A 24,048-nucleotide genomic window follows, 5' to 3' on the forward strand; every position below is an offset into this window, starting at 1 on the left:
CTGGGATAGTGGGTGAATGGACTTGGAGATCTCCCAACTGCCCTTTCCCCTCCGTACGTACGGGCCCGACGGGCACTGGTCGTACGAGGACGGTGTGCTCACCGGATGGGCCGGTCCCCGCCAGGACCGGTTCGTCCCGCCCACCGACGAGGCGCTCGACCCCGCCTCCGACGCACCCCGGCTGCTCGGGGCGCCGCACGGCGACTTCCAGCTCATAGCGCGCGTCACCGTGGGGTTCGCGGGGTCGTTCGACGCCGGGGTGCTCTACGTCCATGTCGGTGAGCGGGCCTGGGCCAAGCTCTGCCTGGAGTACTCCCCGGATGTGCCGACCGTCTGCACGGTGGTCACCCGGGGACACTCCGACGACGCCAACTCCTTCACCGTGGAAGGGAGTTCGGTGTGGCTCCGGATCAGCCGCACCGGCCGCGCCTTCGCCTTCCACGCCTCCCTCGACGGCGACCACTGGACCTTCGTCCGCCTCTTCACCCTCGGCGACGAGAAGGAGACGGACGCGGCCCTGATCGGCTTCATGACCCAGTCGCCGATGGGCCAGGGGTGTGTCGTGACGTACGACCACCTCGAGTTCAGGCCGAGTTGGCCGGACGACCTGAGAGACGGAAGCTGAGCAGGGCCGTCACGGCGAAGAGGGCCGCACCGATCCCCAGGCTCTCCCGCAGGCCCGCGGTGAACCCGCCGGAGACCAGCGCCCCGAACACGGCGATCCCCAGACCCCCCGACACCTGCCGCGCGGCGTTGAGCACACCGGCCGCCAGGCCCGCCCGCTCTGCAGGTACCGCGTCCATCATCACGGCGGTCAGCGGCGGGACCGTCAGCGCGCAGCCGAGGGCCATCGGCACGAGGAGCACACCCACCAGAAGCGGGGGCGTGCCCGCGTCGACGTACAACAGGACGAGGGCGCCCACCGCGGCCAGCACCTGCCCGGCCAGCATCGGCAGCCGTGCCCCGTACCGCGCCGCCAGCTTGCCCGCCACGATGTTCGTCACGGGGATCACACCCGTCATCGGCAGGAACATCAGCCCGGCGTACAACGCCGAACGGCCCTGCACCTGCTGGAAGAAGAGCGAGAAGAGAAAGATCACGCCGTAGAAGGAGACACTGCACGCCGCACCCGCCGCGACCGCCACGGACACCGCAGGACTGCGGAAGAGACCGAGCGGCACCACCGGGTGGGCCTGGCGCAGCTCGATCCGGACGAAGGCCGCGCCCGCGACGAGCGCGACCAGCAGCGCCACCAACCCCGTCGCCCCGCCCTCGATCACCGCGAACGTCACCGCCGTGAGCGCCACCACCGCCGTCAGCTGGCCCGGCAGGTCCAGCGGCGCGCGGCGGCGCTCCGAACGCGGCGCCCGGACCAGCAGCACCAGTGCCACCGCTCCCAGCGGCAGGTTGATGAAGAAGATGCCCCGCCAGTCCCAGACCGTGGTCAGCGCACCCCCGGCCACCGGACCCAGGGCCACCGCCACCGAGCCGCCGGCCGCCCAGGTCGCCACCGTCCGCGCCCGCCTGACCGGGTCGGCGTAGGCCTGCCGTACGAGGGACAGTGAGGCGGGGAGGACGACCGCCGCGGCCACGCCCTGGAGCACGCGCGCGCCGATCAGCTCGGGCAGGTCCGGGGCCAGGCCGCAGGCCGCCGAGGCGAGGGTGAAGACCGCGATGCCGATCGCGTACGCCCGGCTCGCCCCGGCCCGGTCCGCGAAGGCGCCGGTGGACAGCATCAGGGCGGCGAAGGACAGCGTGTACGCGTCGACCACCCACTGGAGCCCCGACATCCCGCCGCCGAGCGCGGTGCCGATCGACGGCAGCGCCACGTTCACCACGGAGGCGTCGAGGGTGATGAGCGCGAAGCCGAGGAGAGCTGCGGTGAGCGTGAGGACGGGGGAGGAGGGGGTCAAACCGCCGGTGCGGGGCCCGAGTTGAGTGGTGGTCGTCGTCATGTGCCCATGCTGCGCAATCGCGACGGCGTACAGTAGTGGCCCGAACGCCATACGTCCGGAGGTTCTGGCCATGGCCCGGTCCAGCCGTCCCCGCAGGGTCGCCGTCGTCGCGGCGACCCCCGTCTCGATGTTCAACCTGGCCATCCCGGAGCTGCTGTTCGACCGGGTCGACATCGACGGGAAGCCGGGCTACGAGACCGTCATCTGCGCCCCGGAGCCGGGGCCCGTCCCCACCACGGGCGGCCTCGACCTGCATGTGCGGCACGGCCTCGACGTCGTGCGGGACGCGGACATGGTCCTCGTCGTCGGCACGGGCCACCGGTACACACCTGATCCGCGCACGGTGGCCGCGCTCCGCGAGGCCGCCGCCGAGGGCAAGCGCATCGCCTCCATCTGCAGTGGCGCGTTCGCCCTGGCCGAGGCGGGACTGCTGGACGGCCGGCGGGCCACGACGTACTGGAACCAGGCGGCGGAACTGCGCAGCCGCTATCCGCGGGTGGACCTCACCGGCGACGTCCTCTACGTCCAGGACGGACAGGTCCTGACCTCCTCCGGATACGCCGCCGGCATCGACCTCTGCCTGCACATCATCCGCACCGACCACGGCGCCGCCGTCGCCAACGAGGTCGCCCGCCTCGCCCCCGTACGGCCGGGCGGCCAGACCCAGTTCACCCAGACCCCGCTGCCGCCCGAGCGCGGCACCGCCTGCGCCGACACCCGGGGCTGGGCCATGCGCAACCTCGACAAGCCGCTCACCCTCACCGACCTGGCCCGGCACGCGGGCGTCAGCGTCCGCACCCTCACCCGCCGCTTCCACGCGGAAAGCGGGGTGAGCCCCCTGCAGTGGCTGCTCCACCAGCGCATCGAGCGCGCCAGGGAACTCCTGGAGACCACCACCCTCCCCATGGACCAGGTCGCCCGCGCCTGCGGCCTGGGCACGGCCGACTCCCTGCGCGCCCATCTGGTCCGCCGCACCGGCCTCACCCCCAGCGCCTACCGCGCCCAGTTCACCCGTCTCGGAACCGAAGCGACCGTCACCACGTCATCGCCTGCGTGATCAATGACCGTGTCAAGGGAACCCGGGTGATCCGCACTGCCCTGCCCGCCGAGGTGGAGGACATCGCCCGGCTGCACGCGCGGGCCCGGGCGACGTACTACCCCGAGGGCGTCCCGGACGACGGGACGGACTGGGTCGCCGCCTGGCGGCGGGTCGTCGCGCGGTCCGACGCCCAGGTGCTGTGCGCGGTCGAGCAGGGGCGCATCGTCGCGGTCGCCTCCTTCCGTACGCCGGAGGGCGGCCCCGCGGAAACGGTCAAGCTGTACCAGTTCCACGTCGACCCCGACCGGTGGCGCTCCGGCCTCGGCACGGTCCTGCACGCGGCCTGCGTCGAGCACTGGCGGGCCGAGGCCCGCCGGACCGCCTCACTCGACGTGCATGCCGACAACGAGCGGGCGCAGGCCTTCTACCGCCGCCAGGGGTGGGTCGCCGAGCCGTCCGACGGCGGCCACCATCTGGAGATGCGGCTGCTCCTGGCCGGGGAATGAAGCGCACTGCTTGAACGTTCACGGGGGAGGCGGAGGCAGTCTCCGTTCCGTGGTCACGTCCTGGAAAGAGCCGAAGAATGCGCGTCGAGATCTGGTCGGACATCGCCTGTCCCTGGTGCTACGTGGGCAAGGCCCGCTTCGAGAAGGCCCTGGACGCCTTCCCGCACCGCGACGGCGTCGAGGTCGTCCACCGGTCCTTCGAGCTGGACCCGAACCGCCCCAAGGGCGATGTCCAGCCCGTGCTCAGGATGCTCACCAAGAAGTACGGCATGAGCGAGGCGCAGGCGCAGGCCGGCGAGGACAACCTGGGCGCCCAGGCCGCCGCCGAGGGCCTCGACTACCGCACCCGCGACCGGGACCACGGCAACACCTTCGACATGCACCGCCTCCTCCACTTCGCCAAGGAGCAGGGCCGCCAGGACGAGCTGATCCAGGCGCTGTACAAGGCGAACTTCGCCGAGGAGCGCTCCGTCTTCGCCGACGACGAGCGCCTCGTCGAACTGGCGGCCGGCGTGGGCCTCGACGCGGACGCCGCCCGCAAGGTACTGGCCGACCCGGCCGCGTATGCCGACGACGTCCGCGCCGACGAGCGCGAGGCCGCCGAACTGGGTGCGAACGGCGTCCCCTTCTTCGTCCTCGACCGCAAGTACGGCGTCTCCGGCGCCCAGCCCGCCGAGGTCTTCGCCCAGGCACTGACCCAGGCCTGGGGCGAACACGCACCCCTCAAGCTGATCGATGCCGACAGCGACGGCGGCGCGGAGGCCTGCGGTCCCGACGGCTGCGCAGTACCGCAGTCCTGAAAAACCGCAGGTCAGCGCCGACCCATAAGCGTTCCTTAGAGGATTCCCGCAAATAAACGCAATGGACGAGGGCCGAGCGGCGCCGCAGAGTGGTGCCATGGAGACCTTCGAGAGCCTCGTCCGCGCCGAGTTCGCCCCGAAGAACACCTACCTCAACACCGCGAGCACCGGCCTCCTCCCGACCCGTACCGTCACCGCCATGCGCACCGCCATCGAGGCGGCCGCGATCGGCACGCCGACCGACATGTTCGACGACGTCGAGGCGTCCCGAGCCGCCTTCGCGCGCCTGGTGCGGGTACCGGTCGACCGGGTGGCGGCCGGGGCCTCGGTCGCGGTCTACAGCGGACTGATCGCCGCCGCGCTGCCGCCCGGCGCCGAAGTCCTCACCGCCGAGGCCGACTTCAGCTCCGTCGTGAACCCCTTCCACATGCGCGCCGACCTCAAGGTGCGCAGCGTCCCGCTGGAGCGCATCGCCGAGTCGGTACGCCCCGGCACCGCGCTCGTCGCGGTCAGCGCCGCCCAGTCCGCGGACGGCCGGATCGCCGACCTGCCCGCGCTCCGGGCGGCGGCGGCCGAACACGGCACCCGTACATACATCGACGCGTCCCAGGCCGCCGGCTGGCTCGACCTCGACGCGGACGCCTACGACTACGTCGCCTCCGTCGGCTTCAAGTGGCTCGTCTGCCCCCGAGGTGTGGCCTTCCTGGTCACTCCTGAGGACCTCGGCGGCCTCAACCCGATCTTCGCGGGCTGGGTCGCGGGCGAGGAGCCCTGGGACAGTTGCTACGGCCCGGTCGAGGAACTCGCCCACTCCGCCCGCCGGTTCGACGAGAGCCCGGCCCTCTTCTCCTACGCCGGAGCCCGCCACTCCCTCGCCCTGCTGGAGGAGTTGGGCCTGCCCGCCGTACGCGCCCACGACCTGGCCCTCGCCGACCGCTTCCGCACCGGCCTCGCCGCCCTCGGCCACGAACCCGTGCCGTCGCCCGGCGCGCCGATCGTCTCCGTCCCCGGACTCGGCCACCGCCAGGGCGAGTTGAGCGCGGCCGGAGTCCAGGTCTCCGACCGCGCCGGGAACCTGCGCGCCGCCTTCCACCTCTACAACACCCCCCAGGACGTCGACCGCCTGCTGGACGTCCTGTCCGGCTGACGCTAGGAAGGGCACCAGGGGTGGTGGTGCCGGTGGAGCCGTCCGTACCGTCCGCGACTTCGGTGTCCTCCGCCGCCGACACCGAGCTGCACCGGCGGCTCGTGTACGGCGACGAGTCCGCGCTGACCGAGGCCTACCAGGTCTACGGCGGCCTGGTGCGCCGGGTCGCCGCACGGGTCACACGCAGCCCGGCCGCCGCCGAGGACGTGGCACAGGAGGTCTTCGCCCACCTGTGGAGCAGGCCCTACGCCTTCGACGCGCGCCGCGGCTCGCTGCGCACCTGGCTGTCCTTGCTGGCCCACCGGCGGGCCGTGGACTGGGTGCGCGGCGAGGCCAGACACCGCAAGCACACCCACGCCGACGACTCGGTCCTGCACGCGATCGCCGACGCCGGACCGGGCCCGGACGAGACGGTCGTGGACCGCGAACGCGCCCTGCTCCTGCACACCGCGCTCGCCGAACTCCCGCAGCCCCAGCGGGAAGTGGTCCACCTCGCCTACTTCGCCGGCCGCACCTACCGCCAGGCCGCCGCCGAACTCGGCATCCCCGAAGGCACCGCCAAGACCCGCCTGCGCACGGCGTTGCGCACGTTGGCCGAGTCTTTGGCAGACCCGCCCGACCCGGCCGTGGAAAGAGGCGCATGATGGCGACACGGAGGGGAGGCGCTCGATGACCGATCACGACGGTGTACGGGACCTGCTGGCCGCCTGGGCCTTCGGCGCGCTCCCGCCCGCCGAGCGCAGAAGCGTCGCGCCGCACCTGGCCGCGTGTGAGAGCTGCTCCGCCGAGGCCGCCCGACTGCGCGCAACGGTACGGCTGTTGGACGGCCCGCCCCCGCACGACACCCCGGCCGAGCCCGCCGCCGATGTCCTCACCCGCGCCCTGCGCACCCGCCCCGCCGCACCCCGGGTCGCCCCGCACGCGGCCCCCTACGCCGCGGCGGTCGCCGGACTCCGGTCCCTGCTCCCCGAGTTGGCCGGCCGCTGGGAAACCCCGGTCGTCCACGACTGGGACGCGCACGCGACACTGGCCCATCTCCTCGCCGCCGACGAGCACTTGGCCCTACGGCTGGGCGTCGGCGCGCGCGTCCCCGCGTCCCGGATCGAGGCGGGCGCCGCCTGGGAGGACGCCTGGGACCGGCGCACCGCCGACGTGATCGCCCACGAGTACGGGCGGAGCCCCGACGAGACGGTCGCCTCCTGGTCCGCCCAGGCGACGGACCTGCTCGCGACCCCGGAGGCGCGTGACCCCGAACTCGCCTCCGGCGCAACCCTGTTGATGGGGATCAGGCTGCCGATCGCCGACCACTTCGTGGTGCGGGCCTTCGAGACCTGGATCCAAACCGACGACCTGGGCCACGCCCTCGGCCTGCACGTGCCACCGCCACCCGAGGAACACCTGGGTCGGCTGGTCCGCCTGGCCGTCCGCATCCTCGGCCTGGCGCTCGGCCCCACCGCGCCGCCGGTGCTCTTCGCGATCACCGGCGGGGGCGAGTGGGTGCTGGGCTCCGAGGACGAGCCGGTGCGGGCCGAACTCGTCCTGGATCCCGTCGACTTCTGCCTGCTGGTGGGCGGACGGCACACCCCCGACGCGGTACCGCGCGGGGCCACGGGCGACGAGGGGGCCGTACGGAACGTACTGGAGCAGGCCGCGGCCCTGGCCTGGCTCTGACCCCCTCGCCGCCCGCGAACCTCACTTCACCGGGGTGAAGTCCCGGGCGCCGATGAACTCGGGCCGCCGTACCGGCGCGGCGAACGGCTCGACGGCCTTGTTCTCCACGCTGTTGAACACGATGAAGACGTTGCTGCGCGGGAACGGCGTGATGTTGTCGCCGGAGCCGTGCATGCAGTTGCAGTCGAACCAGGTCGCCGAACCGGCCCTGCCCGTGAACAACTTGATGCCGTACTGCGAGGCCATGTCGGTCAGCGCCTCGTCGGACGGGGTGCCCGCGTCCTGCATCTGGAGCGACTGGCGGTAGTTGTCCTCGGGCGTCGCGCCCGCGCAGCCCAGGAACGTCCGGTGCGAGCCCGGCATGATCATGAGCCCGCCGTTGGTGTCGTGGTTCTCGGTGAGCGCGATCGACACGGACACGGTCCGCATGTTGGGCAGACCGTCCTCGGCGTGCCAGGTCTCGAAGTCCGAGTGCCAGTAGAAGCCGCTCGCCCCGAAACCCGGCTTCACGTTGATCCGGGACTGGTGGACGTACACGTCCGAGCCGAGGATCTGCCGGGCCCGCCCGACGACCCGCTCGTCGCGCACCAGCCGCGCGAACACCTCGCTGATCCGGTGCACCTCGAAGACCGACCGGATCTCCTTGGACTTCGGCTCGACGATCGACCGCTCGTCCGCCCGGATCGCGGGATCGGTGACGAGACGCTCCAACTCCCGCCGGTAGACGTCGACTTCGTCGTCCCCGAGCAGCTCCTGCATGGCGAGGAAGCCGTCGCGCTCGAAGGCCTGGAGGTCACCGGCCGGGATCGGGCCGGGGGTGCTGGGGGAGCCCCAGACGACGGGGTCCTGGCGCGGGACGGACACCTCGGTGGTGCCGCGGCTGGGGTACAGATCGGTGACGGTGGTCATGCTCGTCACACCTCCTCGGGCTCGGTGAGCAGCGGGTAGACGCCGTTCTCGTCGTGGTCCTCCCGTCCGGTGACGGGCGGGTTGAAGACACAGATGCAGCGGAAGTCCTCCTTGATCCGCATCGTGTGCCGCTCGTGTCCGTCGAGGAGGTACATGGTCCCGGGCGTGATCGTGTACGTGCGCCCGGTCTCGTTGTCTGTCAGCAGGGCCTCGCCCTCGACGCACACGACGGCCTCGACGTGGTTCGCGTACCACATGGACGTCTTCGTGCCCGCGTACAGGACGGTCTCGTGGAGCGAGAAGCCGACCCGCTCCTTGGCGAGGACGATGCGTTTGCTCTCCCAGGTACCGGAAGCGGCCTTGATGTGCCGGTCGGTGCCTTCGAGTTCCTTGAACGAACGAACAATCACGGTGGTGCACAGCCTCCTTGACGATATGTCAGACGGTTTCGCGTACGGCTCGGGCGAGGATGCTGAGCCCCTCGTCCAGCTCCTCGGGGGTGATGGTCAGCGCGGGCAGCAGCTTGACGACCTCGCCCTGCGGGCCCGACGTCTCGACGAGCAGGCCGAGTTCGAAGGCGCGGGCGCAGATCCGTCCGGCGCGCTCGGGGTCCTTGAACTCGATGCCCCAGACCAGTCCGCGGCCCCGGTACTCCTTGACGTCGGCGAGGTTCTCCTCGGTGATGGAGATCAGCCCCTGCTCGACCTGCTCACCGCGGGCGCGGGTCTGCTTCTCCATCGCGGACCCGTCCGCCCAGTACGTCTCCAGGGCGGCGGTCGCGGTGACGAACGCCGGGTTGTTGCCGCGGAACGTGCCGTTGTGCTCGCCCGGCTCCCAGATGTCCAGCTCGGGCTTGAACAGGCACAGGGACATCGGCAGGCCGTAGCCGCTGATGGACTTGGACACGGTCACGATGTCCGGCACGATCCCCGACTCCTCGAAGGAGAAGAACGCGCCGGTGCGCCCGCAGCCCATCTGGATGTCGTCGACGATCAGCAGCATGTCCTGGCGCTCGCACAACTCGGCCAGCGCGCGCAGCCATTCGGGCCGCGCGACGTTGATGCCGCCCTCGCCCTGCACGGACTCGACGATCACCGCGGCGGGCTTGTTGAGGCCGGAGCCCTGGTCCTCCAGCAGCCGCTCGAACCAGAGGAAGTCGGGGACCTTGCCGTCGAAGTAGTTGTCGAACGGCATCGGCGTGCCGTGCACCAGCGGGATACCGGCACCGGCCCGCTTGAAGGCGTTGCCGGTCACGGCCAGCGACCCCAGCGACATCCCGTGGAAGGCGTTGGTGAACGACACGATCGACTCGCGGCCCTTCACCTTCCGCGCCAACTTCAGTGCGGACTCGACGGCGTTGGTGCCGGTCGGGCCCGGGAACATCACCTTGTAGGGCAGATCGCGGGGCCGCAGCACCAGGTCCTGGAAGGTCTGCAGGAACGCGCGCTTCGCACTGGTCGACATGTCGAGCCCGTGGGTGACGCCGTCGCGCTCCAGGTAGTCGATCAACGCCCGTTTCAGGACAGGGTTGTTGTGGCCGTAGTTCAGCGAGCCGGCGCCCGCGAAGAAGTCGAGGTAGGCGTGGCCGTCCTCGTCGTACATACGGCTGTCCCGGGCCCGGTCGAAGACGGTGGGCCAGCCGCGGCAGTAGCTGCGGACCTCGGACTCCAGGGTCTCGAAGACGCTGAGATCGGGCTGGGTGATGGTCACGCGGAATCGCTCCTAGGTATGTGGGGGGTGGAGAGCGGGCGGGGTCTCAGAGACTCAACGGGCCGATCTGGTACAGCACTTCGGGATCGTGCGGCCCGTCGGGGAAGTCACCGGTCTCGAACAGCACCGTGCGCTCCACGGTGGCGCCGTGGCGTTCGGCGTACGAGGTGAAGAGGCGCTCGGAGGCGATGTTGCCGGGCGTGATCGTGGTCTCGATCCCGGTCACCCCGTACTCGGCCGAGACCCGCTCGGTGAGCCCGTCGAGCAGCCGGGCGGCCAGCCCGCGCCCACGCTGCGCGGCGTCGACGGCCACCTGCCACACGAGCAGGGTGCCGGGCCGGTCCGGCGGCACGTACCCGGTGACGAACCCGACCGGTTCCCCGCGCTCGTCCCGCACGACGGCGGACGTACCGGCGAAGTCCCGACACCACAGCAGATAGCTGTACGACGAGTTCAGGTCGAGGGCGTTCGAGTCCTTGGCAATACGCCACAACGCGGCGCCGTCGGCCACCGTGGGGCGGTCGATGTGCAGGTCTGCTTGGGTGGCAGTCATGCGAATTGAATTTACCGAGGGAAATTTAAAATTGCATGGAGGGGTGGGGTTACGTCTGCGGCGGCGCTGTGTTATCACGCGGGCGTGTGCGTAAAAGATGTGCCAGTTTGTCCGGTTAATAAGGCGCAAATCGGATGCCCTGTGTAACGGGTCACAGGGGTGTAACCCTCACGAGATCTACGCGAATTATTTGCGTTTAGGTCCGCGAAAACCGGGCAGAAGAAACTTGGAATTGCATCCGAATTACGCCCCGGTGATCCCGTCGATATTCTCCCGCAAGATATCGGCGTGACCGTTGTGCCGCGCATACTCCTCAACCATGTGAATAAGCACCCACCGCAGGCTGACTTCGGTCCCGGCCATGGGCCCGACCGGAATCCGCCCGAGAACGTCCAGTGCCAGCCCGGCGCAGCGTTCCTGCCCGCGCGCGATCTCCCGGCGCCACCCGCTGGAAGCAGTTCCGCACCTGTGTGTCATCCAGGCCGGCGCACTTCATCTCCAGCGTGGCGCGATGAAAGGCGAGCCAGCTTTCGAGCATGGGGCGCTCGGTGCCGGTCATGAGGGGGAGGGGCGGCCGTCGGGGAGAGTCGCGGTCATGCGGCCAGCGTAGGGAACCCCAGTCGGCCAGGGGTGAGTTACCGCCACGCTCCTTCTACGGCTTTCCGCGCACCTTCCCCATCCACCGACACCCCCTGCTCGGCCAGCGCCGCGCCCAGCGCGGCCAATGAGTTCCGCACCGTCTCCGCCGTCGCGTCCACCCCGTAGTGGTTGACCCGGATCATCTCCTTGGCCAGGGCTCCGCCGCCCGCGGCCAGGGGCAGGGTGGGGTTCGACTTCAGGGCCATGGTCACCAGGTCGGAGGCGACGATGCCCGGCGGGGTCCTGAGGGTCGTGGCGACGGGGGCGGCCTCGGTCGAGGAGTGGACGTACGGTTCCAGGCCGCCGCCGAGGGCCAGGGTGCCTGCGCGGGTTGCTGTCGCGGCCGTCGCGTGGCGGTGCATCAGGGTGGGCAGGCCCTCGGACTCGATGCGTTCGAGGCAGGCCTCCAGGGCCAGCATCTCCAGTTGGGCCGGGGCGTGCGGGAGGGTCGTGCGGCCCGGGGTGAGCCAGCGGTCCTGCCAGTCGAGGAGGGAGAGGTAGGAGCGGCGCGGGGCTCCGGGGTTGGCGGTCATCCGTGACCAGGCGCGTTCGCTCACCGATACCGCCGACACACCCGCCGGGCCGCCCATCGCCTTCTGCGCCCCGATCACGCACAGGTCGACACCCCACGCGTCCGGCAGCACCGGCTCCGCGCCGATGGAGGCCACGGCGTCGAGGTAGAAGAGGGCGCCCTGCGAGCGCACCACCTCGCCGATCTCCGCGACCGGGTTGGTGTTGCCGGTCGCCGCCTCCGCGTGCACCAGGGACACGAAGTCGATGTCCGGGCGCTCGGCGAAGGCCTCGCGGATCTGGTCCGCGGTGACCGCCGTGTGGAAGGGCACGGCGAGATCGATCACCTCCGCGCCGCAGTCCCGCAGCCAGTTCCCGAAGGTCTGCCCGTAGGGGCCGGTGATGACGTTCAGGGCGACCGTGCCAGGACCGGCCGTCGAACGGATCGCCCCCTCCAGCGGCAGCAGCGCCTCGCCCTGCATGATCACGACATCCTGCTCGGTGCCGAGCAGCCGGGCCACCCGGTCCTCGATCGAGGCGAAGTGCGCCGCGCTCAGCGGGGCCAGGTCGAGGAAGGGGTGCGTCACGGCGGTGCTCTTTCACTCACGGGGGCAAGAAGGTGTCCCAGGAATCGATGGGAACGAGCGTAACCGGCGGCCCCCGTTGCCCTCCGTACCCCTCCGACCGGCGACTTCTTAGCCCGTACGGCCCCGTGCCCGACACCTCCCCACGAGCGTGCCGCCCCGCCCCTCCGAATAATCGGAAGCCACAGTTCCGTCACAGGAGGCCTCCGTGAACACGCTCCTCGGCCGCCGGGCCCGCACCCTGGCCGCCACCACCGCGACGGCCGCACTCGTCCTCGTGGCCGGCTGCACGTCGAGCGACAGCGGCGGCAGCGGTTCGAAGACCGCCGCCGGTGGCGTCGAACTCGTCAAGGCGGGGCAGCTCACCACCTGCACCCACCTGCCCTACCCGCCCTTCCAGTCCGAGATCGACGGCAAGGTGCAGGGCTTCGACGTCTCCCTCATCGACCTGGTCGCCAAGGACCTTGGGGTGAAGCAGCAGATCCTGGACACCCCGTTCGAGAACTTCAAGACCGGCGCCTTCCTCAACGCCGGTGAGTGCGACCTCGCCGCCGCCGGCATGACCATCACCGCCGAGCGCAAGAAGAACGTCGACTTCTCCGACCCCTACTTCGACGCCACCCAGGCCGTCCTCGTCGACAGGAAGAGCGGCCTCACCTCGCTCGCCGACGTCAAGGCCAAGGGCAGGAAGCTCGGCGCCCAGGCGCAGACCACCGGCGAGGACTACGCGAAGAGCAAGGGCTTCGACCCCGTCTCCTTCGAGTCCTCCGACGCCGTCCTCAACGGCCTGCGCACCGGCCAGGTCCAGGCCGTCATCATCGACTACCCCGTCGTACAAGGGTGGTTGAAGACCAAGGCCAACGCCGACGCCTTCAAGGTCGTCGACAACCTCAACACCGGTGAGCAGTACGGCTTCACGGTCAAGAAGGGGAACACGAAACTCCTCGCGGCCATCAACAAGGCCATCAAGGACGCGAAGGCCGACGGCACGTACAAGAAGCTGTACGAGAAGTGGATCGGCCCGTACGACGCCACCGCCGCCTCGCCCTCCGCCTCATGACCGAGCTGGAACTCCAGCCGAAGGCAAAGGGCCTGACCCGCCGTCAACGGCGCAGGCTGTCCAGGGGAGTTCAGTACGCCGTGTTCCTCGGCGCGGTGATCGCCTTCGCGGTCACCGCCGACTGGGGCCGTCTGAAGAACCAGTTCGCGCAGTGGAGCATCGCCAAGCAGATGTTCCCCGACGTCATCACCCTGGCGTTGAAGAACACCGTGCTCTACACCCTGTCCGGCTTCGTCTTCGGACTGGTCCTCGGCATGGTCGTCGCGCTGATGCGGCTCTCGTCTGTCGGACCGTACCGCTGGCTCGCCGGGATCTACATCGAGATCTTCCGCGGCCTGCCCGCCCTGCTGATCTTCATCTTCGTCGGCGTCGCCGTTCCCCTCGCCTTCCCCGGCACGGAGATCGTCGGCGGCACGTACGGCAAGGTCGCCCTCGCCCTCGGCCTGGTGTCGGCCGCGTACATGGCGGAGACGATCCGCGCCGGCATCCAGGCGGTGCCCAAGGGGCAGTTGGAGGCGGCCCGTTCGCTCGGCTTCTCGCCGGCGCGGGCCATGGTGTCCATCGTCGTCCCGCAGGCGTTCCGGATCATCCTGCCGCCGCTGACCAACGAACTCGTCCTCCTCTTCAAGGACTCCTCCCTGGTCTTGTTCCTCGGCGTCACCCTGGAGGAGCGCGAACTCTCCAAGTACGGCCGGGACCTGGCCAGTACGACCGCCAACTCCACCCCGATCCTGGTCGCGGGCCTGTGCTACCTCCTCGTCACGATCCCGCTGAGCTTCGTGGTGCGCCGCATGGAGACGAAGACGGGGGAGGCCGTCCGATGAACGCGAGTCCCCGGCCCGAGATCCAAGTCCGCGGCCTGCACAAGTCGTTCGGCGACAACGAGGTGCTGCGCGGCATCGACCTGGAGATCGGACAGGGCGAGGTCGTCTGCGTCATCGGCCCCTCCGGCTCGGGCAAGTCGACCCTGCTGCGCTGTGTGAACCTGCTCGAAGTACCCACCGAGGGACGGGTGTTCGTCGGCGGCACCGAGGTCACCGACCCCGATGTCGACATCGACGCCGTACGCCGCCGTATCGGCATGGTCTTCCAGCAGTTCAACCTCTTCCCGCACCTGTCCGTCACCGAGAACCTCACCCTCCCGCAGCGCCGGGTCCTCGGCCGCGACAAGACCCGGGCCGCCAAGGTGGCCGCCGAGAACCTGCGCCGCGTCGGCCTGTCGGAGAAGGCCGACGCCTACCCCGCCTCCCTCTCCGGCGGACAGCAGCAACGCGTCGCGATCGCCAGGGCGTTGGCGATGGGTCCAGAGGTGATGCTCTTCGACGAACCGACCTCCGCGCTCGACCCGGAACTGGTGGGGGACGTCCTCGCCGTCATGCGGATGCTCGCGAACGAGGGCATGACCATGATGGTCGTCACCCACGAGATGACCTTCGCGCGCGAGGTCGCCGACCGCGTCGTCTTCATGGACGGCGGCGTGATCGTCGAGGACGGAACCCCAGCCCGGGTCATCGGCGCCCCGCAGCACGAACGCACCCGCCACTTCCTCTCCCGCCTCCTCGACCCCGCGATGGCGGAGGTGGAGGAGGAGCCCCCGGAGCAGCTTGACTAAGGTGCGGTGCATGAGCGACCAGCCCGTGCTGCACATGAAGGGACGGGTCCTCGCCGGCCCGGCCGAGGACGAGATCCGCGACGAACTCTGGGTGATCGACGGCCGCGTCTCCTACGACCGCCCGACCCACGTCCGCGACATCCGTACGGTCGAGGGCTGGGCGCTGCCCGGCCTCGTCGACGCCCACTGCCATGTGGGCCTGGGCACCCACGGCCCGGTCGACGCGGACACCGCCGAGAAGCAGGCCCTCACCGACCGCGGGGCCGGCGCCCTGCTGCTGCGCGACGCGGGCTCGCCGTCCGACACCCGCTGGATCGACGACCGCGAGGACCTCCCGAAGATCGTCCGGGCCGGTAGGCACATCGCCCGCACCCGCCGCTACATCCGCAACTTCGCCCACGAGATCGAGCCCGACGAACTCGTCGCGTACGTCGGGCAGGAGGCCGGGCGTGGCGACGGCTGGGTCAAGTTGGTCGGTGACTGGATCGACCGCGACCTCGGCGACCTGTCGGCCTGCTGGCCGCGCGAGGCGGTGGAGGCGGCCATCGCCGAGGCCCACCGGCTCGGCGCCCGCGTCACCGCGCACTGCTTCGCCGAGGCCGCGCTGCGCGACCTGGTCGAGGCGGGCATCGACTGCATCGAGCACGCGACCGGCCTCACGGAGGACCTGATCCCGCTGTTCGCCTCGCGGGGCGTGGCGATCGTCCCGACGCTCGTCAACATCGCCACCTTCCCGGCCCTCGCCGCCGGCGGCGAGGCCAAGTACCCGAGCTGGTCCGCCCATATGCTCCGGCTCCACGAGCGGCGCTACGACACCGTGCGCGCCGCCTACGACGCGGGGATCCCGGTGTACGTGGGCACCGACGCCGGGGGTTCGCTGGCCCACGGTCTTGTGGCGGCCGAGGTCGCCGAACTGGTCACCGCGGGCATCCCCGCCGTGGAGGCGCTGTCGGCCACCGCGTGGGGCGCGCGGCGGTGGCTCGGGCGCCCCGGTCTTGAGGAGGGCGCACCGGCGGACTTCGTCGTGTACGAGACGGACCCGCGCGCCGATGTGCGCGTTCTGGCATCACCGCGACGGGTGGTGCTGAACGGGCTGGTGGTCGAATAGTCGCCGCGCGATTCGAATACGTTCACGGAAAAACCACGATGGGGTGAAGTGACGCGGGATCGCTGACGGTTCACCCTTCGTGGGTAATTCTTACCGGGTCCCAAGCATGTCTCTTCTGGGGGTCCCACACCTTGAACGGCACCAACTTCCGCATGCCCGCACGCCGTTGGGCCACCGTCGCCGCGGCCACCGCCCTCGCCGCCGGACCTGCGACGCTGGCCGGCGCGGGCACCGCCCACGCGACCACCGACCAGGGCCGCGCGAGCGCCGTCGTCCTGCGCACCGGGCTCGACGTGTCCCTGCTCAACAAGACCGTGGACGTCCCGCTCACGGTCTCCCTCAACGAGGTCCAGGCACCGCAGAGTGCCGAAAAGACCGCGCTCACCGCCCGGTTGGACGGGGTGAACGGCGGGCAGCCCTTCAGCGTGCTCGGCGCGGACGTCGCCACGGCGAGAGCGACCGTCTCCGACACGAAGGCCGAGGGCTACACGAACCTCTCCCACGCCCGGCTGCACGTCCCCGGCCTGCCGCTGCTCTCGCTGATCGAGATCGACGCGGTCACCTCGAAGGCGACCTGCGAGGCGGGGAAGGCGCCGGTCGCCACCTCGCATCTGCCGGGGGCCGTGACGGTGCTCGGCAAGCGGATCACGGTGACCGCCAGTGGTCCCACGGAGGTCGTCGTACCGGGGGTCGGATCGGTCCGCCTCGACCTCTCCAAGACCACGACCACATCCCGTACGGCCGCCGCGACCGCGCTCCAACTCAAGGTCTCCGTCAACCCGTTGAAGCTGAACGTGGCCGACGTGGAAGGCACGATCACGCTCGCACAGGCGACCTGCGAGGCACCCGAGGCCGCCTCGGCACCGCCCTCCGCCGACCCCGCCCCCGATGTGAAGCCACAGGGCGCTCCGGCACAGGAGGGGCTGGCCGAGACCGGCGGCGGCTCCATGACGCCGTACATCGCGGGCGGGGCGGTGGCGTTGCTGGCGCTCGGCGGGGGAGCGGTCGTGGTGGCGCGCCGACGAGGCTGAGGCCCTCAAGGACGAAGTCCGGTCTCCTTACCGCCCCACCAACGTCACCGCCTGATCCAACGCCTGCAAGAACCGGTTGACCGTCGTCCGGTCCCGTACCGCCAGCCGCAGCCACTCCTCGTCCAGCCCCGGAAACGTGTCCCCGCGCCGGACGGCGAAGCCGAGGTCGCGCAGATGGCGGCGGACGGCGAGGGCGTGGGGGACGCGGACGAGGACGAAGGGGCCCTCGGCGGGCTCCATGACCCGGAGTCCGTCGGGGGCGAACTCGGTGAGCCCGGCGACGAGATGGGCGCGGTCGGCGGCGATGCGGTGGGCGGCATGGGCGGCCTCCGCGAGGGCTCGCGGTTCCATGCACGCCTCCGCCGCGGCGAGCGCGGGCGTGGACACCGGCCACAGGGGCTGGGCCCGTTCCAGTGCGCCGATCGTCTCCGGGTCGGCCAGGACGTAGCCGATCCGCAGCCCGGCCAGGCCCCAGGTCTTGGTGAGGCTGCGCAGGACCACGAGACCGGGGACGTCGGTACGGCCCGCCAGGGCCTCACGCTCGCCCGGTACCGCGTCCATGAACGCCTCGTCGACCACCAACGTCCGCCCGGGACGGGCGAGTCGGGCGATGGCCGCGGCGGGATGGAGGACAGACGTCGGGTTCGTGGGGTTGCCGATCAGCACCAGGTCGGCGTCCTCGGGTACGGCCTCGGGGGTCAGCCTGAAACCGTCCGCCTCCCGCAGCAGCACCCGCTCCACCGAGTGCCCCGCGTCCCGCAGCGCCGCCTCCGGCTCCGTGAACTGCGGGTGCACGACCACCGGCTGACGGGCCTTCAGGGCGCGGGCCAGCAGCACGAAGGCCTCGGCCGCACCCGCCGTCAGCAGGACCCGCTCCACCGGCAGCCCGTGCCGCGCCGCGACCGCCGCCCGCGCCGCCCGCCCGTCCGGGTAGGCGGCGAGACCGGTCAGCGACCCGGCTATCCGCTCGCGCAACCAGGCGGGCGGGGTGTCCGAGCGGACGTTCACCGCGAGGTCGGTCAACCGGGCGCCGTCGTCCCGGACTTCGGCGTCACCGTGGTGCCGCAGGTCGTGGGCTCTGTCAGTGTGCATGGGCGTGCCCACCGTGATGGTGATGCCCGTGGTGGTGACCGTCGTGGCCGTCGTCGTCCGGGTGGAAGTGCGGCTGCTGCGGCAGCCCCACCTTGTCCTCGAATCCGGGCAGCGCGATGCGGTACACGCACGAGTCGCAGTTCATCCGCAGATCACCCTTGACCGCCTCCCGGTAGCGCTCCATCACCAGGTCGAGCAACTCAGGCTCCGGCCCGATGACTTCGGCCGACCGTACCTCCGTCTCCGGATGCGCCGCCGCCCAGTCCTCCGTCTGCTGCCGCACCCGCTCCGGCAGGATGCCGGTGAACAGGAAGTACGGCAGCACGACGATCCGCCGCGCACCCAGCTTCACACACCGGTCCAGGCCGCTCGGCACGTCCGGCGCCGCCAGCGACACGAACGCCGGCTCCACACCCGCGTACCCACGCCCCTCCCACAGCAACCGCGCCGCCTTGTGCACCTCGGCGTTGGCGTCCGGGTCCGTCGACCCGCGCCCCACAAGGAGCACGGTCACGTCACTGCGGTCCTCGGGCGTCTGCGCCGAATCGCCGAGCGCCTCGTCGAGCCGCCGCTCCAGCACCTTCAGCAGCGACGGATGCGGGCCCAGCGGACGCCCGTACGTGTAGGAGATCCCCGGGTTCCGCTCCTTCTCCCGGGCCAGCGCCGCCGGGATGTCCCCCTTGGCGTGCCCGGCCGACACCAGCATCAGCGGTACGGCGGCGAACCGGCGCACCCCGCGCTCCACCAACTCGGTCACCGCCTCGCCCAGCGGCGGCGGCGACAGCTCGATGAACCCGCCCGCGACGGGCAGTTCGGGATGACGGCGGCCCAACTCCCGTACGAAGGACCGGAACGCCTCGGCTCCGGCCTCGTCCCGGGTGCCGTGTCCGGCGATGAGCAGGGCGGGCGGCGGGGTGGTCACGATGTCTCCTCGGACGGTGAAGTGGGGTGGTACAGCAGGGCGTTGAGGGCAGCGGCGGCGACCGCCGAACCGCCCTTCTCGGACACGTTGCTCACGGCGGGCAGCCCGCTCGCGCGCAACGCGGCCTTGGACTCGACCGCGCCGACGAAGCCGACGGGCAGCCCGATGACGAGCGCGGGGGAGGCGTCCAGCGTCAGCAACTCCTCCAGGGCGGTCGGCGCGTTGCCGATCACCCACAGGGCGCCGGGGCCGACCTCGTCGTAGGCGAGCCGGACGGCGTGTGCCGAACGGGTCAGTCCCGGCCCGGACTCGGCGTCCCTGAGCCGGCAGACGGTCTCGCGCCGGGTGATCCCGGCACCCACCATCGCTACGTCCACGACCACCGGAGCCCCGGCATGCAGCGCGGCGTGCGCCTTCGCCAACTCGCCCTCGTCCAGGACGAGATCGGTCGCGTACTCCAGATCGGCGGCGGAGTGGACGACCCGCTCCACGACGGCGCGGCTCAGCGGCGGGAGATGCGAGGTGTCCAGGCGGGCACGCATCCGCCGGTAGGACTCCACCTCGATGGGATGAACCACACGGTCCACAGAGGTCACTTCGCCCCCTCCTGCCAGCGGTAGCCGCGCGGTGTCACCATGCGCCCGGCGATGTCCCGGGTCGCCGTGTTGCCCACGGTCACGACCGTCATCATGTCGACCGTAGCCGGGTCGAGCGCGGCGAGGCTGGTCAGCCGGCTGGACCCGTCCGGGCGCGACGCGTTCCGTACGACACCGACCGGCGTCGTCGGCTCCCGGTGCTCGGCGAGGATCGCCAGGGCCTTCGGGAGCTGCCAGTCGCGGCCCCGGCTGCGCGGGTTGTAGAACGTCACCACGATGTCCGCCTCGGCCGCGGCCCGCACCCGCCGCTCGATGACCTCCCACGGAGTGTGCAGATCGGAGAGGCTGATCGACACATGGTCGTGGCCGAGCGGCGCCCCGAGGATCGCGGCGGCGGCCAACGCGGCCGTCACCCCCGGGACTCCGACCACGTCGATGTCGTCCGAGGCCTCCGCCAGCGCGGGCGAGGCCATCGCGTACACCCCGGCGTCACCGCTGCCGATCAGCGCGACGGACTGCCCCTTGCGCGCCTCGGCCACCGCCGTACGGGCCCGCTCCTCCTCGGCGCCGAGCCCCGACTCCAGGACCAGCGTTCCGGGCCGCAGCAGATCGCGGATCTGGTCGACGTACTGGTCGAGCCCCACCAGCACGGCCGCGCCCCGGAGTTCGGCCTTGGCACGCGGGGTGAGCAGATCCCGGGCGCCGGGCCCGAGCCCCACCACCGCGAGCCGCCCGCGCGCGAGCCGCCGTACGACGGCACAGGTCGCCATGGCGGCCTGACTGTCAGCGCGCTCCGACTTCCGCTTGGGGACCAGGAGTTCGCCGCCCCGCACCAGCGCGGCGGCCTCCGCGACGGACGGTGTGCCCACGGCCGCGAGGGGCGCGTCGGACGGGTTGGGCACCTCCACGGCCGCCAACTCCTCGGCGGAGTACGTGAGTAGCGGCACTCCGAGCCGTTGCGCCGCCTCGACGATGCCGGGCTCGTCCGACTTGGCGTCGACGGTGGCGAGTTCGGCGACGGAGGCGAGCGACAGTCCCGCGTCCCGTACCGCGCTCTCGACGAGCCCGAGCACCTCGTCCACCGGCGCCCCCTTGGACGCGCCCACCCCGACCACGAGGGACGGCGGCCGGAGCACGACCTCCCGCTCGCCGGGCTCGACCGCGCGATCGGTGACACGGATGACGTGGGCGCCACGGTCCGACACCTTCAGCGGCGGCAACGGCCACGCCAACTCGGCGTCCAGGGCGACCGGTTCACCGTCCAGCAGGGCCCGCGAGACCTCGGCGACATCGCCCTCCACGGGGAACCCGAGGGTGTCGAGACCGGGCACACCCACGGCGTCCGTGGCCGTGGTCACCACCGGCTCGGCCGCCAGCAACTCGCCCACCTCCACGGCGAGTTCATTGGCCCCGCCGCCGTGGCCGCCGACCAGCGACACGGCGAACCGGCCGCCCTCGTCGACGCACACGACCCCCGGGTCGGTCCGCTTGTCGTCCAGCAGCGGGGCGATGAGCCGTACGACGGCACCCGTGGCCAGGAAACACACGAGCTGCTCGCACTCCGCGAACGCGGCCCGGACGGCGTCCGCCACGGGACCCTCGTACACGCGCGTACGGTCCGGCCACGCGGCGGCCAGCCGGTCCCGCGCCGTCGCTCCCGCCGCGGTGGCGGAGATGAGGCCGATCACTGTGCAACTCCTTCAGCAGATGCCGGGGGACGGACGCCCCACAGCAGGAAAACGGGATTGGTCGCCGCCAGCCGGGTCACGTCCCCCGGCAGCGGCGCGAGCCGGGACGACTGCAACAGCACCCCGTCGACCGCGAACCCGGCACCGCCGAGCGCCTCACGGACCGCCGGCACCCGGTCCAGGGCGGCCATCGCGACCACCACGGTCCGCCGGGCCCGCCGGGCGCACGCGGTGACGATGGCGGGCAGTTCGCTCCCGCCGCCGCCCACGAACACGGCGTCGGGGTCGTCGAGATCGGACAGCACGGTCGGCGCCGCCCCGTGCACGGTGTGCACATCGACGCCGTGCGCCCCGGCGTTGGCGCGGATCCGCTCGACGCCGTCCCGGGTCTTCTCGACGGCCGTGACGGCGGCGCCGAGCCGGGCGCACTCGACGGCCACCGACCCGGAGCCCGAGCCGACGTCCCAGACCAGTTCGCCCAGGCGCGGCCCGAGCCGGGCCAGGGCCAGCGCCCGTACCTCGAACTTGGTGATCATCGAGTCCCGGTGCTCGAACTCCCGCTCGTCCAGCGCCCATTGGCCGGGTCCTACGGCGGCCCCGGCGACCGTGCGCACGGCACCCGGACCTCGCGACTCGTCGAGACACAGGACCACGCTCACCGCCGTACCCCAGTCCCGGGCGGCGGCCTCGGCGGGCGTGACCCGCTCGACCCGCTCCTGCCCGGAGCCCAGCGCGGACGCGACGACGAGGGTCCGCCCGCCGGTCCGGTGGGTGAGAGCGGCGCCCAGTTCGGCGGGTCCGGCACCCGGCCCGGTCAGCACGGCGACCTTCGGATGCGCTCGGCATACGTTGACCGCCGTACGCAACTCGCGTCCGTGCGCGCTGACCACGACCGCGTCGTCCCAGGTCACCCCGAGTCGCGCGAAGGCCGTGGCGACGGAGGAGACACCGGGCCGGACGGCCAGCGCGGCACTGCCGAACCGTTCCGCCAGCACCCGTACGATCCCGAAGAACCCGGGATCCCCGGAGGCCAGCACGACGACCGGTTCACCCTTGCCGACATACGTCTCGATGGTGTCCAGGGCGGGCGCGAGCGGACCGAGGACGACCTGCTCGGCGCCCTCCGGGACCGCGACGGCGGCCAGATGGCGCCGCCCGCCCACGACCAGGCGGGCACCGGCGAGCACGTCGTCCGTGACCGGCGCGCCCGTCCCCGTACCGACGACCGTGATCACGTGCTCGCACCCCGCGACCGCAGCGCCCTGCGGGCCTCCGGGTCGGCCTTGCGGTAGCCGTGGAAATGGCCCGGGTGGTAGAGGTGCGAGCGGGTGCCGTGCGCGTCCAGGGCCGGGCCGACCAGGAAGAGGGTGTGCTTCCAGAGCTTGTGCTCCTTGACCGTCTCCTCCAGCGTGCCGACCGTGCACCGCACGATCAGCTCCTCCGGCCAGGTCGCCTGGTAGGCCACGACGACCGGGGTGTCGGTCGGATAGCCGCCCTCCAGCAGTTCCCGCACCAACTGCCCGCTGCGGGCGGCCGACAGGAAGATCGCCATGGTCGTGCCGTGGCGCGCGAACTCCCGCACCTCCTCCCCGGGCGGCATCGGCGTCTTGCCGCCGCCGAGCCGGGTCAGCACGACGGACTGCGCGACCTCGGGGATCGTCAGCTCGCGCTGGGCGAGGGCGGCCACGGCGGAGAACGCGGAGACACCGGGCACGATCTCGGTCGCGATCCCGATCTCGGCACACCGGTCGACCTGCTCCTGGGTGCCGCCCCACAGGGCCGGATCGCCGGAGTGGATGCGCGCCACCCGCAGCCCCTCGCTCCGGGCCCGCCCGTACACGGCGACGACGTCCTCCAGGGACATCGTCGCCGAGTCCAGGATCTCGGCGCCCTCGCGCGCGTGGTCGAGGACCTCGGCCTGGACCAGGCTGGCCGCCCAGATCACGACATCGGCCTCGGCGATCGCGCGCGCGGCCCGGAACGTCAGCAGGTCGGCGGCGCCGGGACCGGCACCGACGAAGGTCACCTTGCCGGTGGGGGTGTCGGCATCGGTATCGGCCATGGGGTCGGATCCTCTCGAACAGAACATACGGAGCGTGGGGAGTCGTGGGGAACGTCAATGCGAATGGGGGCGAAGTGAGCCAGGATGTGCGCGAACAGGGGTTGATCGGATAGCAAGGGGACTATGGCGGTCTTCGTCGCGCTCGGCGCGTTTCTGATGACGCTGGCCGGCGGCTGGACGGCACAGCGCGTGACCGACCGCCGCCATCTCGTCCTGGGCCTGGCCGGCGGCCTGATGCTGGGCGTGGTCGGCCTCGACCTGCTGCCGGAGGCGCTGCGCGCGGCGGGCCACGAGGTCTTCGGCGTACCGGCCGCGCTGCTGCTCTTCGTGGCCGGTTTCCTCGTGGCCCATCTGGTCGAACGCCTGCTCGCCGCCCGCCAGGCCGCGCACGGAGCCGAGGAGAGCAACGGCCGGGCGCCCGAAGTGGGCCTCACGGCCGCCGCCGCGATGGTCGGCCACAGCTTCATGGACGGTGTCGCCATCGGCGCCGCCTTCCAGGTGGGCGGCGGCATGGGCACGGCGGTCGCGCTCGCGGTCATCGCCCACGACTTCGCGGACGGCTTCAACACGTACACGATCACCAGCCTGTACGGCAACGCCCGCCGCAAGGCCATCGCGATGCTGGTCGCGGACGCGGCGGCCCCGGTGGCAGGCGCCGCCTCGACGGCGTTCCTGACCATCCCCGAGGCGCTGCTCGGCGGCTATCTCGGCTTCTTCGGAGGCGTGCTCCTCTACCTCGCCGCCGCCGAGATCCTCCCCGAGGCCCACCACGAACACCCCGCGCCCGCGACGCTGCTCTGCACGGTCGCCGGAGCGGCGTTCATCTGGCTGGTGGTCGGCCTCGCGGCCTGATC

Annotated in this window: 25 protein-coding genes and 1 pseudogene; 13 read left to right on the top strand and 13 right to left on the bottom strand. The window is 71.6% G+C overall.

Going from position 1 to position 24,048, the window contains the following annotated elements; all coding sequences use genetic code 11:
- Positions 1–16: 16 nt before the first annotated feature.
- A complete protein-coding gene (locus AB0M63_RS31085; RefSeq protein WP_355912728.1) occupies positions 17–625 on the top strand; it encodes a DUF1349 domain-containing protein in 609 nt (202 codons plus the stop codon).
- Here the strand turns inward: AB0M63_RS31085 and AB0M63_RS31090 are convergent.
- Positions 585–1,955: an MFS transporter gene (locus AB0M63_RS31090; protein ID WP_366021751.1), complete on the bottom strand. Its 1,371-nt coding sequence runs from the start codon at positions 1,953–1,955 to the stop codon at positions 585–587. The two genes, AB0M63_RS31085 and AB0M63_RS31090, sit on opposite strands and share 41 nt — an antisense overlap.
- A 70-nt stretch (positions 1,956–2,025) precedes the next feature.
- On the opposite strand from AB0M63_RS31090, the gene AB0M63_RS31095 reads away from it, so the two are divergent.
- From AB0M63_RS31095 to AB0M63_RS31120, 6 genes are all read left to right on the top strand, one after another.
- Complete coding sequence (locus AB0M63_RS31095) at positions 2,026–3,012, top strand: helix-turn-helix domain-containing protein (protein ID WP_366021752.1); 987 nt, start codon at positions 2,026–2,028, stop codon at positions 3,010–3,012.
- Positions 3,009–3,500, top strand: coding sequence for a GNAT family N-acetyltransferase (locus AB0M63_RS31100; RefSeq protein ID WP_366021753.1), 492 nt, complete (start codon positions 3,009–3,011; stop codon positions 3,498–3,500). The genes AB0M63_RS31095 and AB0M63_RS31100 overlap by 4 nt, the downstream gene beginning before the upstream one ends.
- Before the next feature lie 77 nt (positions 3,501–3,577).
- On the top strand, positions 3,578–4,300 hold the full coding sequence (locus AB0M63_RS31105) for a DsbA family oxidoreductase (protein WP_355912716.1): 723 nt from the start codon (positions 3,578–3,580) through the stop codon (positions 4,298–4,300).
- Between the two features lie 97 nt (positions 4,301–4,397).
- On the top strand, positions 4,398–5,447 hold the full coding sequence (locus AB0M63_RS31110) for an aminotransferase class V-fold PLP-dependent enzyme (RefSeq protein WP_366021754.1): 1,050 nt from the start codon (positions 4,398–4,400) through the stop codon (positions 5,445–5,447).
- Positions 5,448–5,470: 23 nt separating this feature from the next.
- Positions 5,471–6,091: a sigma-70 family RNA polymerase sigma factor gene (locus AB0M63_RS31115; protein ID WP_366021813.1), complete on the top strand. Its 621-nt coding sequence runs from the start codon at positions 5,471–5,473 to the stop codon at positions 6,089–6,091.
- A gap of 25 nt (positions 6,092–6,116) precedes the next feature.
- Positions 6,117–7,118 (top strand): zf-HC2 domain-containing protein, encoded by a 1,002-nt coding sequence (locus AB0M63_RS31120; protein ID WP_366021755.1) that lies wholly within the window; start codon positions 6,117–6,119, stop codon positions 7,116–7,118.
- Between the two features lie 21 nt (positions 7,119–7,139).
- Here AB0M63_RS31120 and thpD read toward each other — a convergent pair whose 3' ends face one another.
- From thpD to AB0M63_RS31150, 6 genes and pseudogenes are all read right to left on the bottom strand, one after another.
- Complete coding sequence (thpD, locus tag AB0M63_RS31125) at positions 7,140–8,027, bottom strand: ectoine hydroxylase (RefSeq protein ID WP_355912707.1); 888 nt, start codon at positions 8,025–8,027, stop codon at positions 7,140–7,142.
- Positions 8,028–8,032: 5 nt separating this feature from the next.
- On the bottom strand, positions 8,033–8,437 hold the full coding sequence (locus AB0M63_RS31130; RefSeq protein WP_355912704.1) for an ectoine synthase: 405 nt from the start codon (positions 8,435–8,437) through the stop codon (positions 8,033–8,035).
- Between the two features lie 28 nt (positions 8,438–8,465).
- Positions 8,466–9,737, bottom strand: a complete 1,272-nt coding sequence (gene ectB, locus AB0M63_RS31135) for a diaminobutyrate--2-oxoglutarate transaminase (RefSeq protein ID WP_358849565.1) — start codon at positions 9,735–9,737, stop codon at positions 8,466–8,468.
- A 46-nt stretch (positions 9,738–9,783) separates the two neighbouring features.
- The gene (gene ectA / locus AB0M63_RS31140; RefSeq protein ID WP_366021756.1) at positions 9,784–10,290 is read right to left on the bottom strand and encodes a diaminobutyrate acetyltransferase; all 507 of its coding nucleotides are present in this window, start codon (positions 10,288–10,290) and stop codon (positions 9,784–9,786) included.
- Positions 10,291–10,533: 243 nt separating this feature from the next.
- Positions 10,534–10,887 (bottom strand): annotated as a pseudogene (locus AB0M63_RS31145) (DUF664 domain-containing protein).
- 38 nt (positions 10,888–10,925) lie between these two features.
- Positions 10,926–12,026, bottom strand: coding sequence for an aminotransferase class V-fold PLP-dependent enzyme (locus AB0M63_RS31150; protein ID WP_366021757.1), 1,101 nt, complete (start codon positions 12,024–12,026; stop codon positions 10,926–10,928).
- 205 nt (positions 12,027–12,231) lie between these two features.
- On the opposite strand from AB0M63_RS31150, the gene AB0M63_RS31155 reads away from it, so the two are divergent.
- From AB0M63_RS31155 to AB0M63_RS31175, 5 genes are all read left to right on the top strand, one after another.
- On the top strand, positions 12,232–13,083 hold the full coding sequence (locus tag AB0M63_RS31155) for a transporter substrate-binding domain-containing protein (protein WP_355924936.1): 852 nt from the start codon (positions 12,232–12,234) through the stop codon (positions 13,081–13,083).
- Positions 13,080–13,907 carry an amino acid ABC transporter permease gene (locus tag AB0M63_RS31160; protein ID WP_366021758.1) on the top strand — a complete coding sequence of 276 codons (828 nt, stop codon included), beginning with the start codon at positions 13,080–13,082 and terminating at the stop codon, positions 13,905–13,907. Before AB0M63_RS31155 ends, AB0M63_RS31160 begins: the two co-directional genes overlap by 4 nt.
- Positions 13,904–14,695 (top strand): amino acid ABC transporter ATP-binding protein, encoded by a 792-nt coding sequence (locus AB0M63_RS31165; RefSeq protein WP_366021759.1) that lies wholly within the window; start codon positions 13,904–13,906, stop codon positions 14,693–14,695. Before AB0M63_RS31160 ends, AB0M63_RS31165 begins: the two co-directional genes overlap by 4 nt.
- Positions 14,696–14,705: 10 nt before the next feature.
- Complete coding sequence (locus AB0M63_RS31170; RefSeq protein ID WP_366021760.1) at positions 14,706–15,803, top strand: amidohydrolase family protein; 1,098 nt, start codon at positions 14,706–14,708, stop codon at positions 15,801–15,803.
- Positions 15,804–15,934: 131 nt separating this feature from the next.
- Positions 15,935–16,834, top strand: a complete 900-nt coding sequence (locus AB0M63_RS31175) for an SCO1860 family LAETG-anchored protein (protein WP_366021761.1) — start codon at positions 15,935–15,937, stop codon at positions 16,832–16,834.
- Positions 16,835–16,861: 27 nt separating this feature from the next.
- Here AB0M63_RS31175 and cobC read toward each other — a convergent pair whose 3' ends face one another.
- The 6 genes from cobC to cobM are packed head-to-tail and all read right to left on the bottom strand — an operon-like array spanning position 16,862 to position 23,194.
- Positions 16,862–17,926, bottom strand: coding sequence for an Rv2231c family pyridoxal phosphate-dependent protein CobC (gene cobC / locus AB0M63_RS31180; RefSeq protein WP_366021762.1), 1,065 nt, complete (start codon positions 17,924–17,926; stop codon positions 16,862–16,864).
- The gene (locus AB0M63_RS31185) at positions 17,916–18,848 is read right to left on the bottom strand and encodes a sirohydrochlorin chelatase (protein WP_366021763.1); all 933 of its coding nucleotides are present in this window, start codon (positions 18,846–18,848) and stop codon (positions 17,916–17,918) included. Before AB0M63_RS31185 ends, cobC begins: the two co-directional genes overlap by 11 nt.
- Positions 18,845–19,435: a precorrin-8X methylmutase gene (locus AB0M63_RS31190; RefSeq protein ID WP_366021814.1), complete on the bottom strand. Its 591-nt coding sequence runs from the start codon at positions 19,433–19,435 to the stop codon at positions 18,845–18,847. Before AB0M63_RS31190 ends, AB0M63_RS31185 begins: the two co-directional genes overlap by 4 nt.
- Positions 19,436–19,440: 5 nt before the next feature.
- Positions 19,441–21,132, bottom strand: a complete 1,692-nt coding sequence (gene cobJ, locus AB0M63_RS31195) for a precorrin-3B C(17)-methyltransferase (protein WP_366021764.1) — start codon at positions 21,130–21,132, stop codon at positions 19,441–19,443.
- Positions 21,129–22,367, bottom strand: a complete 1,239-nt coding sequence (cbiE, locus tag AB0M63_RS31200; RefSeq protein ID WP_366021765.1) for a precorrin-6y C5,15-methyltransferase (decarboxylating) subunit CbiE — start codon at positions 22,365–22,367, stop codon at positions 21,129–21,131. Before cbiE ends, cobJ begins: the two co-directional genes overlap by 4 nt.
- Entirely contained in the window at positions 22,364–23,194 is an 831-nt protein-coding gene (gene cobM / locus AB0M63_RS31205; protein WP_355924917.1) for a precorrin-4 C(11)-methyltransferase, read from the bottom strand. Before cobM ends, cbiE begins: the two co-directional genes overlap by 4 nt.
- 123 nt (positions 23,195–23,317) lie before the next feature.
- Between cobM and AB0M63_RS31210 the strand changes: the two genes are divergently transcribed.
- Entirely contained in the window at positions 23,318–24,046 is a 729-nt protein-coding gene (locus AB0M63_RS31210; RefSeq protein WP_355924915.1) for a ZIP family metal transporter, read from the top strand.
- Positions 24,047–24,048 lie beyond the last annotated feature (2 nt).

Source organism: Streptomyces sp. NPDC051576 (genome assembly GCF_040681835.1).
Taxonomy (GTDB): Bacteria; Actinomycetota; Actinomycetes; order Streptomycetales; family Streptomycetaceae; genus Streptomyces.